The organism is Bradyrhizobium sp. 138 (genome assembly GCF_023074075.1).
Taxonomy (GTDB): domain Bacteria; phylum Pseudomonadota; class Alphaproteobacteria; order Rhizobiales; family Xanthobacteraceae; genus Bradyrhizobium.
In genome coordinates this window covers 98,598-111,516 of the sequence record NZ_JADPKT010000016.1, presented here as the reverse complement: position 1 = coordinate 111,516, position 12,919 = coordinate 98,598, and the positions used below count along the sequence as shown (strand labels likewise).

General features: G+C 64.6%; 14 protein-coding genes. 3 read left to right on the top strand and 11 right to left on the bottom strand.

Annotated elements, in window-relative coordinates:
• The first annotated feature begins 4 nt into the window (after nt 1-4).
• Nucleotides 5-1,444, top strand: coding sequence for a bifunctional serine/threonine-protein kinase/universal stress protein (locus IVA79_RS09395; protein WP_247552176.1), 1,440 nt, complete (start codon nt 5-7; stop codon nt 1,442-1,444).
• Nucleotides 1,445-1,469: 25 nt separating this feature from the next.
• Here the strand turns inward: IVA79_RS09395 and IVA79_RS09390 are convergent, their stop codons facing one another.
• From IVA79_RS09390 to rpe, 4 genes are all read right to left on the bottom strand, one after another.
• On the bottom strand, nt 1,470-1,661 hold the full coding sequence (locus IVA79_RS09390; RefSeq protein ID WP_247552174.1) for a hypothetical protein: 192 nt from the start codon (nt 1,659-1,661) through the stop codon (nt 1,470-1,472).
• Between the two features lie 24 nt (nt 1,662-1,685).
• Nucleotides 1,686-1,865 carry a hypothetical protein gene (locus IVA79_RS09385; protein WP_247552172.1) on the bottom strand — a complete coding sequence of 60 codons (180 nt, stop codon included), beginning with the start codon at nt 1,863-1,865 and terminating at the stop codon, nt 1,686-1,688.
• 5 nt (nt 1,866-1,870) lie between these two features.
• Complete coding sequence (locus IVA79_RS09380; RefSeq protein WP_247552170.1) at nt 1,871-2,014, bottom strand: hypothetical protein; 144 nt, start codon at nt 2,012-2,014, stop codon at nt 1,871-1,873.
• Between the two features lie 165 nt (nt 2,015-2,179).
• A complete protein-coding gene (rpe, locus tag IVA79_RS09375) occupies nt 2,180-2,881 on the bottom strand; it encodes a ribulose-phosphate 3-epimerase (protein WP_247552167.1) in 702 nt (233 codons plus the stop codon).
• Between the two features lie 254 nt (nt 2,882-3,135).
• Here rpe and IVA79_RS09370 point away from each other — a divergent pair, with 254 nt between their 5' ends.
• Nucleotides 3,136-3,912, top strand: a complete 777-nt coding sequence (locus tag IVA79_RS09370; RefSeq protein ID WP_247552165.1) for an EF-hand domain-containing protein — start codon at nt 3,136-3,138, stop codon at nt 3,910-3,912.
• Nucleotides 3,913-3,924: 12 nt separating this feature from the next.
• Here IVA79_RS09370 and IVA79_RS09365 read toward each other — a convergent pair whose 3' ends face one another.
• Genes IVA79_RS09365 through IVA79_RS09355 form a run of 3 tightly spaced genes read right to left on the bottom strand, consistent with a single transcriptional unit; the run spans nt 3,925 to nt 8,026 of the window.
• Nucleotides 3,925-4,137, bottom strand: a complete 213-nt coding sequence (locus IVA79_RS09365) for a KTSC domain-containing protein (RefSeq protein ID WP_247552163.1) — start codon at nt 4,135-4,137, stop codon at nt 3,925-3,927.
• A gap of 51 nt (nt 4,138-4,188) precedes the next feature.
• Complete coding sequence (locus tag IVA79_RS09360; protein ID WP_247552161.1) at nt 4,189-5,184, bottom strand: P1 family peptidase; 996 nt, start codon at nt 5,182-5,184, stop codon at nt 4,189-4,191.
• 58 nt (nt 5,185-5,242) lie between these two features.
• On the bottom strand, nt 5,243-8,026 hold the full coding sequence (locus tag IVA79_RS09355) for a PAS domain S-box protein (protein ID WP_247552159.1): 2,784 nt from the start codon (nt 8,024-8,026) through the stop codon (nt 5,243-5,245).
• A 266-nt stretch (nt 8,027-8,292) separates the two neighbouring features.
• Here IVA79_RS09355 and IVA79_RS09350 point away from each other — a divergent pair, with 266 nt between their 5' ends.
• On the top strand, nt 8,293-8,679 hold the full coding sequence (locus tag IVA79_RS09350) for a response regulator (RefSeq protein ID WP_247552157.1): 387 nt from the start codon (nt 8,293-8,295) through the stop codon (nt 8,677-8,679).
• Nucleotides 8,680-8,760: 81 nt separating this feature from the next.
• Here IVA79_RS09350 and IVA79_RS09345 read toward each other — a convergent pair whose 3' ends face one another.
• From IVA79_RS09345 to livM, 4 genes are all read right to left on the bottom strand, one after another.
• Nucleotides 8,761-9,879, bottom strand: a complete 1,119-nt coding sequence (locus IVA79_RS09345) for a branched-chain amino acid ABC transporter substrate-binding protein (protein WP_247552155.1) — start codon at nt 9,877-9,879, stop codon at nt 8,761-8,763.
• 159 nt (nt 9,880-10,038) lie between these two features.
• Nucleotides 10,039-10,782 carry an ABC transporter ATP-binding protein gene (locus IVA79_RS09340; protein ID WP_247552153.1) on the bottom strand — a complete coding sequence of 248 codons (744 nt, stop codon included), beginning with the start codon at nt 10,780-10,782 and terminating at the stop codon, nt 10,039-10,041.
• Complete coding sequence (locus IVA79_RS09335) at nt 10,779-11,612, bottom strand: ATP-binding cassette domain-containing protein (RefSeq protein WP_247552151.1); 834 nt, start codon at nt 11,610-11,612, stop codon at nt 10,779-10,781. Before IVA79_RS09335 ends, IVA79_RS09340 begins: the two co-directional genes overlap by 4 nt.
• A complete protein-coding gene (livM, locus tag IVA79_RS09330; protein ID WP_247552149.1) occupies nt 11,609-12,904 on the bottom strand; it encodes a high-affinity branched-chain amino acid ABC transporter permease LivM in 1,296 nt (431 codons plus the stop codon). The genes IVA79_RS09335 and livM overlap by 4 nt, the downstream gene beginning before the upstream one ends.
• Nucleotides 12,905-12,919 lie beyond the last annotated feature (15 nt).

Genomic DNA, 12,919 nt, shown 5'->3' with positions numbered 1-12,919 from the left:
GCCGATGCCGAAATCACTGGTCAAATCCGGCGCGGAGATCGACGGTTACACCATCGGTGAATGCGTTCATGCCGGCGGCATGGCGACGCTGTGGACGGTCACCCATCCCGGCATCGATGTGCCCTTGCTGATGAAGATCCCGCGGGTGTCGGAGGGCGAGGACCCCGCCGCGATCGTCTCGTTCGAGATGGAGATGATGATCCTGCCGCGGCTCGCGGGTCCGCACGTCCCGGCCTGTTTCGGCACCGGCGATTTCGCGCATCAAGCCTATGTCGTGATCGAGCGCATCGGCGGCACCACGCTCTACAAGCGGCTGCCCGACCTGCCGTTGCCGTATGAGGAGGCGCGGCAGCTCGTCGCCAGGATCGCGACCGCGCTTGCTGATCTCCACCGGCAGAACGTGATTCATCACGACATCAAGCCGAGCAGCATCATGTTCCGCGAGAGCGGCGAGGCGGTGCTGATCGACTACGGCCTGTCGCATCACAACCATCTGCCGGATCTGTTGCAGGAGGAGTTCCGCCTGCCTTACGGCACCGCGCCCTACATGGCACCCGAGCGGCTGTCAGGGGTGCGCGACGATCCGCGCAGCGATCTGTTTTCGCTCGGCGTGCTGCTGTACTTCTTCACCACCGGCGAGCGGCCGTTCGGCGAGGGCGAGACGCTGCGCGCGATGCGGCGCCGGCTGTGGCGCGATCCATATCCGCCGCGAAGCTTGCGCGCCGACTATCCGCCCTGGCTTCAGGAGGTGGTGTTGCGCTGTCTCGAGATCGAGCCGGTGTGGCGCTATCCGACCGCGTCGCAGCTCGCCTTCGAGCTCGCACATCCGGACCAGGTCAAGCTCACCACGCGCTCGGAGCGGGTCAAACGCGACCCCCTCGGCGTCGCCTGGCGCCGTCGCTTCAACCTGGGCGTCATGGCGCCGCGCGCGAAATCCGATGTCGCCGCCCAGATCGCGTCGAGCCCGATCCTCGCTGTCGCGCTCGACACGATGGAAGGTGCGCCGGAGCTGAACGAGGCGCTCCGCGTGACCACGGAGCGCATCCTCGCCACCTTGCCGTCGGCGCGGCTTGCCTGCGTCAACGTGCTCAAGCTGAACCGGATCGCGATCGACCGGACGCTGGACGAGCGGGGGTCCAACAAGCATATCGACCGTCTGGTGGCGCTCAGGCATTGGGCGACGCCGCTCAAACTGGACGAGAGCCGGCTGTCGGCTCATGTGCTGGAGGCGGTCGATCCCGCCGCCGCGATCCTGGAGTTTGCCGAGGTCAACCAGGTCGACCACGTCATCATCGGCGCGCGGCAGGGCTCGGTCAGGCGCACGCTGCTCGGCAGCGTGTCGGCCAAAGTGGCCTCGGAAGCGGCCTGCACCGTCACCGTGGTGCGGCCGCCGCGGATGGCCGGGGAAGTCCGCGAGTCCGATGCCGGCGACGTGCCGGAATAGGCCAGCTGCCGACTGGAGAGGTGGATCAGGCCGCGTGGGCGTTGTGGGCGACGCGCTTACGGCGGATCGGCCAGGAGAATTGCGGGCCGGGTTCGCCGTGATCCGCGCTGCCGCCGAAATACTGGATGATCTCGCGGCAGGGCTCGCAATTGAACAGGTTACGCGACGCTGACGCCTTGCTCATTTCCTTCAGGCAGTTCGGGCAGTGCGGTTTCATGGCGGTGATCCGGAAAGGAATGTCTCAGTGTCGGCGCTGCGAGGGAAACGAATGGTCGAGGTCCGTCGTGGTGGGCCCGACGTCGTCGTCCAGCGTGCCGACGGTGCGCTCGAGGCGACCGAAGAAATAATCGAGGCCGGGATGCGGGCGACGCGGGATCCGGCACCTGCGCTTCGGCTGGCGCTTCACCAGTGCGAATTGCATGGCGCTCAGCCCCGGCGACGATGAAGATGGATGATGCGGGCAGAAGCCTTGGCCTTCACCGGTCGCGCCACGTAGAGGCTGCGAGCCGCAATCGCCGCATTGAACGCTAACCACAACGCTACGCCAGTCCAAACCAGGGTCGTCGTCATGATGTGCTCCCGTCAAAAGCAAGCAGGAGTCACTTGCGGTGATTTGCACGAATCAGTGAAGTCCGGATGAGTACGGATCAAGACTGCAATTTTAGTCATTGCGCGTTGCAACACCCGTAAAAGCCGCGGGATTTCCTGTCGTCCGCGGACGCCGCTCGATGCAGCTCAAATCGCTTCGCCGCGGGCCCCTAGCGCAGCGTTGCGGATCGCGGCGATGTTGGTCTTGTAGGCTTCCTGCGTGCCGCCCCTGAACACGGATGTGCCGGCGACGAAGGCGTTGGCGCCGGCCGCAGCGAGTGCGCCGGCAACATCGGGACCGACGCCACCATCGACCTCGATGTCGATCGGGCGTCCTGCAATCATCGCGCGGATGTCGCGGATCTTGCCGATCGCGGCGGGAATGAAGGCTTGGCCGCCGAAGCCGGGATTGACCGACATCACCAGCACGAGGTCGACGAGGTCGAGGACATATTCGAGCGTGCTGATCGGCGTGCCGGGATTGAGCGAGACGCCGGCCTTCTTGCCGAGCGCGCGGATCGCCTGGAGTGAGCGGTGCAAATGGGGACCGGCCTCCGCATGCACGGTAATGTGGTCGCAGCCGGCCTTCGCAAAGGCCTCGAGAAAGGGGTCGCAGGGCGCGATCATCAGATGCGCATCGAATACCTTTTTTGTATGTGGGCGCATCGCCTTGATGACGTCGGGACCGTAGGAAATGTTGGGAACGAAGTGACCATCCATCACGTCGAGATGGATCCAATCCGCGCCAGCGGCGTCGACGCTGCGCACCTCCTCGCCGAGCCTAGAGAAATCCGAAGCCAGGATCGAAGGCGCGATTGCCAGGGGGCGGGGGGCGAAGGCTTGGGTCATGGCGCTTTTTTCCCGTGGCGGCGGTGAAAGGATGGGCCTCGCCTAACATGGGCCTCCGTGGCGGGCAATGCAGAGGAGGCGTGCTTCCTGTGGGCGGAAATTTCTGCCGCGACCGGCACGAATTGCCGGTGTTCCCGGGCCGGCCAAGGCGTGGCGGCGGCGGATTTCATTGAACTTTTTGCGCTGGCACGACGCTTGCTGACATCACCTGCAGAACATTGGCCGCGGCATGCCGCATTGGTTGGAGTTGTGCAATGTTGTTAGCCCTTGGCGCCGTCTCGAGTGCCCTCGACGCGATCCAGTCGCTGACGAACTCGAAGGCGTCCTCGTCAACGCAGAAAGCGGGAGCTTCACAGGGCGCAACCAACCCGTTCGCGATCGACAGCGCGGGCAGCATGACGACCTCGTTGGTCAGCTCAGGCGGTCCTCCACAGATCGTGCCGGCGACCATGAGCGCGCTGCTTGCCGCGCAGAGCCAGTCGGCCGACGGCGCGAGCAATTCGGCGACCGCGGCCTCGCCGAAATCGTCGTTCTCGGCATCGAAGGGCCGGGAGGCTGCGCTCAAGGATCTGTTCTCGCAGATCGATGCGGACGGTGACGGCAGCATCACCAAGTCCGAGTTCGATGATGCGCTGGGCGCCGGCGGTACCAACCTCGCGCAGGCCGATAACGTGTTCTCGAAGCTCGATGCGAACTCCGACGGCAGCGTCAGTCTTGACGAGATGTCGAAGGCGCTGAAGAGCGGCCATGGACACCATCACGCGCAGGGTGCCGGCGGTTCGGGCGAAGGATCAGATACCTCGTCGAGATCCAAGGGTGGTTCGACCTCGACCACGACGACAGCTGCCGACGGTTCGACCACGACGACCGTCACCTATGCCGACGGCTTCAAGATGTCGACAACGGTGCCGGGCGCCTCCAGCCCGCGGAGTTCGGCCTATGATCTGTTCGCGCAATTGATGCAGCGGCAAGGCGGGCAGGGGCAAGCCGCCTCGGTAACGGCTGGCTCATCGATGTCGATGAGCGTGTGAGCGGCTCCGAGACTAGCCGGCATAGTCGTGCGTGATGTCACGATAGACATACCGGTCACGGATTTCGTGGTTGAAGAACGTCCCCTTTGAGCGCGTGTCCCTGAACGCGGCGGCGACCTCGGGCGGAACATCCTCGTAGACGTAAAGGCGTCCGCTGACGAAGGTCACCTTCAGCTCGCGCGTGTCGGGCGCATAGCGGAAGAAGCGGATCACGGAAGATGGCATGGCGATAAACCTCGGCCTTGCCGCGGTAACGCCGTATCCGCCGTTTCGTTTCTAACCGAATCTGTCCTTCCACGCTGGCAGCGCTCCGGGAAATGGCAGCGCGGCCGCGTTGTACACGCCGCTTGCAATCGCGCGCGCGACCACGTTGGCGGCGACCATGCCGAGCTCGGTGAGCTCAACCAGCGGCTCGATCGGCTTCTCGCAGGTGGCCGCGGCGAACAGCACGTCGCCGTCGAGCGGCGCGTGCACCGGATAGATCGCGCGGGCAAATCCGGTCTGAGCGATCATCGCGAGCCGTTTGGCCTGGGCCTTGCTCAGAATCGCGTCGGTGACGACAAGGCCGATCGTCGTGTTCTCGCGCTCACTCGCGGCCGGACCGCCCTTGATGCGCATCGCCAGCATATCGGGCGTGAAGCTTGGCGGCAGGCCGCGATTGCCGAACTCGCCGTTTTCCTCGAATGGTGCGGCCCAGAACCAGGGGCCGTCGCCGACGGTGACGCTGCCGACCGCATTCACCACCATGATCGCGCCGACCTTGATGCCGTTCGCAGTCACGGCCGACGCCGACCCGATTCCACCCTTGAAGGTGGCGGTGGTGGCGCCCAGGCCCGCTCCGACGCTGCCGAGCGCGAAGTCGGCTCCGGCGGAAGCCGCGGCGGCGTAGCCTAGGTCGCGATAGGGCGAAAAGCGTCCCCAGGCCTTGTCGCCGCCGTTGAGCAGGTCGAACACGATGGCGCCGGGGACGACGGGGATCACGGCCTCCCTTACCCTGAAACCGCGGCCCTGTTCGGCGAGCCAGGCCTGTACGCCGCCACCGGCATCGAGACCGAAGGCGGAGCCGCCGGAGAGTGCGATCGCGTCGATCCGCTCGACCGTATTGGCGACGTCCAGTAGCGAGACCTCGCGCGTGCCCGGGCCGCCGCCGCGCACATCAATGGCCGCAACCGCCGGAGAATCGAAGATGATCGCGGTCGTGCCGGTGGCGACTTTGGCATCCTCGGCATGACCGACGCGGACGCCGGCGATATCGGTGAGGAGGTTGTTCAAACTGGCCTCGCGAGCTCGAAGGAGTTCGCCTCTGCGATAGCGCAGAGAGGTCGCGGGCTCAACTGGCCAGCGCCGTTCTGAGCATCTTGGCGAGCTCTGACTTGCGGTAGGGCTTCGCCAGCAGCAACACGCCGGAATCGAGCCGGCCATGATGGACGATGGCATTTTCGGTGTAGCCCGAGGTGAACAATATCTTCAGGTCGGAGCGGCGCCGGGCCGCTTCGTCGGCAAGCTGGCGACCGTTCATGTTGCCCGGCATGATGATGTCGGTGAAGAGCAGGTCGATGGTCTTGTCGCTGTCGATGATGGTCAGGGCCTCCGCGCCGTTGGCCGCCTCGAGTGCGGTGTAGCCGAGGCTCTTGACCTGCGTTACCACGTATTGCCGTACCAGCGCGTCATCCTCGACGATCAGGATCTTCTCGTTGCCGCCGGTGATGGGTGCGTTCTGCAGAGCCTCGAACTCGGTTTCCTGCACCCCGGTCGAGCGCGGCAGATAGATCTTCACGCTCGTGCCGTGGCCTACCTCGCTGTAGATCTTGATGTGCCCGCCCGACTGCTTGACGAAGCCGAACACCATGCTCAAGCCGAGGCCCGTGCCCTTGCCGACTTCCTTGGTGGTGAAGAATGGGTCGAAGACCCGGTCGATCAGGTCCGGCGGAATTCCGGTGCCGGTGTCGCTGACGGCGATCATCACGTAGTTGCCGGCGACGACGTCGGGATTCATGCTGGCATAGCCGTCGTCGAGGAAGATGTTGCGGGTCTCCAGAACCAGGGTGCCGCCGCCGGGCATGGCATCGCGCGCGTTCAACGCGAGATTGAGGATCGCGGTGGATAGCTGGCCAGGGTCGACCAGCGTCGGCCAGGCATCCTCGGTAAGCTGTGGCATGATCGTGATCTGCTCGCCGAGGGTCGGGTGCAGCAGCTTGGCGGCTTCGAGCGCCAGCGCGTTGACGTCGATCTCGCGCGGCTGCAGCGGCTGCTTGCGGGCGAAGGCGAGCAGATGCTTGGTCAGCTGTGCGCCGCGTTCGGCGGCGTCGTCGATCAGCTTGGTGATGGCGGCAAGCTCGGGCCGGTCGGCGACAGCGTCGCTGAGAATGCCGATCGTGCCGGTGATGACGGTCAGCACGTTGTTGAAGTCGTGCGCGACGCCGCCGGTCAACTGGCCGATGGAATCCATCTTCTGGACCTGCCGGAACTGGGCTTCGGCGGCCTGCTTCTCGGTGAGATCTCGGCCGATGAAGAAATGGCGCTTCACCGGTTCGGACCAGGTGCCCATCCAATTCAGCGTGACCTCGTGACCGTCGTAGTGATAGTAGCGCGCCTCGAAGCTGCGCTTGATCGCACCGCGCCGCGCCGCGCGCATCTCCTCCCGCGTCTTGTCGAGGTCGTCGGGGTGGATGAACTCGGTCGCGCTGTGCCCGATCATGTCTTCCGGACTGAAGCCGAGGATGTCCTTTACGCTCGGGCTGACCTGGATGAAATTGCCGTAACCGTCCGTGACCAGGATCAGGTCCTGCGAGGTCTCGAAGATGCGCTGGCGCTCCTCGATCTCGCGGCGGAGCTTCTCCCGCGCTTGCTTCTCTTCGGTGATGTCATGGGCGATCTTGGAGGCCCCGATGATCTCACCGTTGCCCGATCTCAATGGAGAAACATTCAGGACGACGTCGAGCGCGCGACCGTCCTTGCGAATCCGCACCGTCTCGTGCTGCGCGATCGACTCGTTGCCGGCGATCCGGTTGAGAATACTCCGGACCTCGCCCTTTCGGTCGGGCGGCACGATGATGTCGATCGACTTGCCGACGGCCTCCGCGGCGGAATAACCGAATAGCTGTTCGGCGGCCTTGTTCCACCCGGTGATGATGCCGTCGAGCGTCTTCGTGATGATGGCGTCGTTGGAGGATTCGACGACGGCACCGTACAGGGCGAGGCGCTTGCCGTAGAAGTCGCGATCCGACGCCGATTGCTCGCGCAGCCTGCCGAGGAGGCCCACCGTCCGGGCCTGAAGGCGGACGTTCTCGATCAGCAGCACCGCGAGCACGAAGCTCGAGGCGCAGAGGCCATAGAGACGGCCGGCGTAGAAACCGAGATCGAAGCGCGCGACGTTGACGATTGCAGACAGCGCGATGTCGAACAGCCATGCGCACATCACGACCATGAGCCAGATGTCGATCACCGAATGGGGGCGGCGGAACCACAGTAAAACGAGCGCGGCGAAGCTCAGCGACCACACGAAGGACACGACGCCGATCATGGTCGATGTGTAACGGCCGTCGCGGAGCAGGACCGGCAACAGATCGTGCTGGGCGGTGACAATCCAGGTGAAGGCACCCATGGCCGCGACGACGCCGAACACGATGGCGTAGATCGGGCTGCTTGTCGCGCCCCGGATCCTGGGGCCGCCGTCCTTTTCCTTCAGCCAGGCATAGCCCAGCACGAACAGCGGGAAGCCGCCGTGCCAGATCATGTAGAGCCAGACGGTGGTCTGTCTGCCGGCACCAAGCAGCCCGGTCGGTGCGAACAGGCCAGGGAAGGTGAGGGCATGGACCAGCGCTGCCGCGGCGGTGAACAGGTAGCCGGTCGACAACCACAGCAGCGCGCGGGTCCGCAGCACCGAAAACTGCGACAGCAGCAGCACTGCCGTGATGATGTCGCTCACGGCCAGGGCGGATTGATAGCTCGCGACGAAGGCGGGAACCGGCGAAAGCGGGATACCTGCGAACGGAACGGCCAGTGCGAACAGGATCGAGGAGACGCCGACGATCCACAATGCCGCGGTGCGGTCGGCCGACGTGGCCGGCAGAGTTGAAAGAAATGTGCTTCGGTCGATCAGAGGTGCGTTCATCTCTTGCAGACCCGTTTTGAGCAACTCCGCAGTTCCAAGATCCGGCAGACCTCCCGGCCTTCACGGTAGCCCGTTCCGGGCGCATGTCGTGAACTGTTGCAGCGACGACCAACCGAAGGTTACAGCTTACTTAATTCGGGTGGGAACGCGGAATAGGGATCGGGTAAGATGCGCTTTACTGGGCGGTGTCATAATGCCCTTCCGCCGCGGCGGGTTCCAGGCTTGAATCGTGCGATTTTGAGCTTCGTATCGGGAGTTGTTCCCCAATGCCCCGTGTTCTCGTCATCGACGACCAGAAGGGCGTCCGCGCAATGGTCGCGATTGTGCTTCGGGTCAATCATTTCGAGGTCGTGGAGGCCGAAAGCGGTGCAGCCGGGCTGAGAGCCTTCGCGGAAGGGCACTTTGACGCGGCGATCGTCGACATCTTCCTCGGCGACACAAACGGCGTCGACGTCATTTCGATCCTGCGCGAGCGCGCCCCGGCACTCCCCGTCATTGCGGTATCCGGAATGACGACGCTCGATTTCATGGAACAATCACCCCATCTCGCCGACGTGGTTTGCCTGCAAAAGCCGTTTCGGCCGAACGATCTCCTGCAAGCGTTGCGGAGAGCCCAGGCCGCGGCCGGTGGTGAGCTGCCCGCAGCCGTCTGAGCCTGCCGCAAGAAGAAACGCCCCGGCGTAAGCCGGGGCGCGGTGATGGTTGGATGGCGGTCCAAAGACCGGCAAGCGCGCTTAGGTGCCGCCGCCGACGATCTCGGCGTAGCCGCCCTTGGCGTCCCATTTGTAGACGACGTAGTCGATCTGCTTGATGTCGCCCTTGGCGTCATATTCGATCGGGCCGATCACGGTGTCCCACTTGCCGGCCTTCATCGCTTCCATGACCTTCTTGGCGTCGGTGGTGCCGGCCTTCTTGGCCGCCTGCGACCACACCTGCATCGCCGCATAGGTGTAGAGGGTGTAGCCTTCAGGGTCGATGTTCTTGGCCTTGAAAGCCTCGACGATCTTCTTTGCTGTCGGCTTGTTGCGCGGATCGGGACCGAAGGTGAACAGGGTGCCTTCGCCGGCCGGGCCGGTGATGGAGGCGTACTCCTTGTCGGCGAGCGCGTCGCCGGCCATCAGCACGGTCTTGAGACCTTGATCGCGCATCTGACGCAGGATCAGGCCGCTTTCCTGATGGTAACCGCCGACATAGACGAGGTCGATGTTGTCGCGCTTCAAGCGCGAGACGATCGCGTTGAAGTCCTTGTCGCCCTTGTTGTAGGACTCGTACATCTTCTCGGTCACGCCGGCCTTGTTGAGGGCCTTCTTGGTCTCGTCGGCCAGACCCTTGCCATAGGTGGTCTTGTCGTTGAGGATCGCGATGTTCTTGCCCTTGTAGTTCTTGGCGATGTACTGCGCCGCGATCAGGCCCTGCTGATCGTCGCGGCCGCAGACGCGCGCCACGTTCCAGAGCTTGCGCTCGGTGAACAGCGGGTTGGTCGAGGCCGGCGTGATCTCCAGCACGTTGCCGTCGGCATAGGCCTCCGAAGCCGGGATCGACGACGACGAGCAATAGTGCCCGGCCACGAACGGAATCTTCGCGCCGGCGATCTTTTCGGCGATCGAGCGCGCCTGTTTCGGGTCGCACGCGTCGTCCTCGATGGAAAGCGCGAGCTTCTTGCCGTTGACGCCGCCGGCGGCATTGATATCGGCCACGGCCATTTCGGCACCGTTCTTCATTTGGCGGCCGAAGGCGGACTCGCCGCCGGTCATCGGACCTGCGACTGCGACGGTGACATCCTGCGCGAATGCCGCGCTCGACAGCGCGATCGATACGCCGAATGCCAGACCGATGAGCTTCAGTGATTTCATGAGATACCTCGCGGGTGGTCGCCTGTGGAAGTTGCCGGGCATGCCCGGTTCAAACCGGCGCCATTCTTGAATGAATCCTGGAAGAAGTCACCGGCAAAATACGGCAGTGGCGTAGATATCGCCACATTCGGCCGTACGGGGGGTGGGCTTGCGGCTCGGTCAGCCGTGCCGGCCGCCTTCCAGGTAGGCGGCGCGAATCTCGGGGCGCTGCAACAATTCGGCGCCGGTGCCGGCCAGCGTGATCAGGCCATTGACCATGACATAGCCGCGATGGGCGAGCTTGAGGGCGTGGTTGGCATTCTGCTCGACGATCAGGACGGTCAGGCCGTCCTGCCGGTTCAGGGTGCGGATCGCATCGAAGATCTGCCGCGCGATCAGCGGCGCGAGGCCCAGCGAGGGCTCGTCGAGCAGGAGCAGGCGGGGACGGCTCATCAAGGCGCGGCCGATCGCCAGCATTTGCTGCTCGCCGCCGGACAGGGTTCCGCCGCGCTGGGCATAGCGTTCCTTCAGGCGCGGAAACAGCGTGAAGACGCGTTGGAGCGTCGCCTCGCGTTCGGCCTCGGTACATCCGGTGGCATCTGCCCCCATCTGGAGGTTTTCCGCCACGCTCATGCGCGGGAAGATGCGGCGGCCCTCGGGCGATTGCGCGATGCGCAAATGCGCGATCTCGTGGGTCGGGACGTCGGTGATGTCGCGGCCTTCATACAGGATCTGGCCGGCGCGGGCGCGCGGCTTGCCGAAGATCGTCATCATCAGCGTCGACTTGCCGGCGCCGTTGGCACCGATCAGCGCGACGATCTCGCCGGCATTGATCTCGACGTCGACGCCCTTCAGCGCCTCGATCTTACCGTAGGCGGCGCGCAAGCCCCGGATCGCGAGCAGAGGTGAGAGCGCCGGCGTCACGAGCCGCCCTCCATCACAGCTGCCGCCTCTTCCTCGTCGGCGCCGAGATAGGCCGCGATCACCTTGGGATCGTCGCGGACCTCGCGCGGCGTGCCTTCCGCGATCTTGACGCCATGGTCCATCACCACGATGTGGTCGGAGATCTCCATCACCACCGACATGTCGTGCTCGATCAGCAGGATCGAGGTACCGAGTTCGTCGCGGATCGAGAGCAGGAGCTCGCTCAAGGCCGCGCTCTCGCGCGCATTGAGGCCGGCGGCGGGCTCGTCCAGGCATAACAGGGCGGGCTCGGTGCACATGGCGCGAGCGATCTCGAGCCGGCGCTGGTCGCCATAGGCGAAATTGCCGGCGGCGTCGTCGGCGCGGTCCAGCAGGTTGACCCGCTTGAGCCAGTCGGTGGCAAGATCAATCGCGCGTTTTTCGGCGTCACGGTAGGTAGGAACGCCGAGGAGGCCGAGGAGGGTGAAGCCGGAGGCGCGCATCAGTGCGTTGTGCTGCGCCACCATCAGGTTTTCCAGCGCGGTCATGCCGGGAAACAGCCGGATGTTCTGGAAGGTGCGGGCCACCTTGGCTTGCTTGGCGATGCGGAAATCGTTCAGCCGCTCAAGCGCGATCGTCCTGCCGCCGTCATGGGTGAGGCGAATGGCGCCGCCGCTCGGTTTGTAGAAGCCGGTGATGCAGTTGAAGACGGTGGTTTTGCCGGCGCCGTTCGGCCCGATCAGCGCGGTGATCTTCTTCCGCTCGGCGGCGAAAGAAAGGTCCTGCACGGCGACGATGCCGCCGAAGCGCATGGCGAGCCGGTCGACGCTGAGAATCTTGTCGCCGCTCATCCGTGCCCTTCCTTGACGAGATCGGAGGAGATCGCTTTCGCCTTGGTCAGATACACGGTGGGCGCGCGATGACCGATCAGGCCGCGCGGCCGCCAGATCATGATCAGCACCATGGCCATGCCGAACACCAGCATGCGGTAGCCCTCCAGACCGCGGAACAGCTCGAAGCCGCCGATCATGGCGAGCGCGGCGAGTGCGACGCCGAGCTGCGAGCCCATGCCGCCGAGGACGACGATGGCAAGCACCAGCGCCGATTCCTGGAAGGTGAAGGATTCCGGGCTGATGAAGCCCTGGCGGGTGGCAAAGAACGCGCCGGCAAAGCCGCCGAACATCGCCCCCGTCGCGAACGCCGTGAGCTTGGTGGTCGTGGTGTTGATGCCGAGCGCACGGCAGGCAACCTCGTCCTCGCGCAAGGCTTCCCAAGCCCGTCCGATTGGGAGGCGGCGCAGGCGAATCGTCGCCCAGTTGGTGAGCAGCGCAAGCGCCAGGATCAGGTAGAACAGGAAGACGATGCGGTGCGTCGGCGAATATTCGATGCCGAGTCTGGCGGCGAGCCCGTCATCGCTGTTGTCGAGCGGGATGCCGAAGAAGGAGGGGCGGGGAATGCCGGGGACGCCGTTGGGGCCGCCGGTGAGTGCCTGCCAGTTGATGATGACGAGGCGGATGATCTCGCCGAAGGCGAGCGTCACGATGGCAAGATAGTCGCCGCGCAGGCGAAGCACGGGAAAGCCGAGCAGCACGCCCCAGAAGGCTGCCAGGATACCGGCGAGCGGCAGGCAGATCCAGAACGACCAGCCGAAATTGGTCGCGAGCAGTCCGTAGGAATAGGCGCCGACCGCATAAAAGGCGACGTAGCCGAGATCGAGCAGGCCGGCGAGCCCGACCACGACGTTCAGTCCCCACCCCAACATGACGTAGGTGAGCACGAGGATCGCAAGGTCGAGGATGTAACGCTGGTTATAGAAGATCACCGGCACCAGCAGCGTGAAGATCAGGAGCGCCGGTGCGAGGTAGCGGCCGATCAACGACATGCCGCTCTTCACAGCCGGGGGGACCAGTTTCTCGGCGCCGGTCGGGCCGATCCATTGCCGCAACAGCTCGATCACGATCGAACCGCCGAAGACCGCAGCGACGAGAGAGGCAAGATCGCCGAAGCGCGTCCAATAGGTGAGCTGGCCGGAGGCGCCCGCCTCGGTGCGGATGCCGACCATCAACGAGAACAGCACCAGCGCGACCAAGGCGTTGACCAAGGCCGTCTTCAGGATGGAGGGGATGCCGTATTTGGCCTTCATGGGTGATGGAGCTGC

Coding starts and splice junctions, on each gene's coding strand:
- IVA79_RS09335 (WP_247552151.1), bottom strand. CDS start 11,612: ATGAGCGGCGACAAGATTCTCAGCGTCGACCGGCTCGCCATGCGCTTC.
- IVA79_RS09350 (WP_247552157.1), top strand. CDS start 8,293: ATGCCCCGTGTTCTCGTCATCGACGACCAGAAGGGCGTCCGCGCAATG.
- rpe (WP_247552167.1), bottom strand. CDS start 2,881: ATGACCCAAGCCTTCGCCCCCCGCCCCCTGGCAATCGCGCCTTCGATC.
- IVA79_RS09385 (WP_247552172.1), bottom strand. CDS start 1,865: ATGCAATTCGCACTGGTGAAGCGCCAGCCGAAGCGCAGGTGCCGGATC.
- IVA79_RS09370 (WP_247552165.1), top strand. CDS start 3,136: ATGTTGTTAGCCCTTGGCGCCGTCTCGAGTGCCCTCGACGCGATCCAG.
- IVA79_RS09365 (WP_247552163.1), bottom strand. CDS start 4,137: ATGCCATCTTCCGTGATCCGCTTCTTCCGCTATGCGCCCGACACGCGC.
- IVA79_RS09355 (WP_247552159.1), bottom strand. CDS start 8,026: ATGAACGCACCTCTGATCGACCGAAGCACATTTCTTTCAACTCTGCCG.
- IVA79_RS09345 (WP_247552155.1), bottom strand. CDS start 9,879: ATGAAATCACTGAAGCTCATCGGTCTGGCATTCGGCGTATCGATCGCG.
- IVA79_RS09395 (WP_247552176.1), top strand. CDS start 5: ATGCCGAAATCACTGGTCAAATCCGGCGCGGAGATCGACGGTTACACC.
- livM (WP_247552149.1), bottom strand. CDS start 12,904: ATGAAGGCCAAATACGGCATCCCCTCCATCCTGAAGACGGCCTTGGTC.
- IVA79_RS09380 (WP_247552170.1), bottom strand. CDS start 2,014: ATGACGACGACCCTGGTTTGGACTGGCGTAGCGTTGTGGTTAGCGTTC.
- IVA79_RS09390 (WP_247552174.1), bottom strand. CDS start 1,661: ATGAAACCGCACTGCCCGAACTGCCTGAAGGAAATGAGCAAGGCGTCA.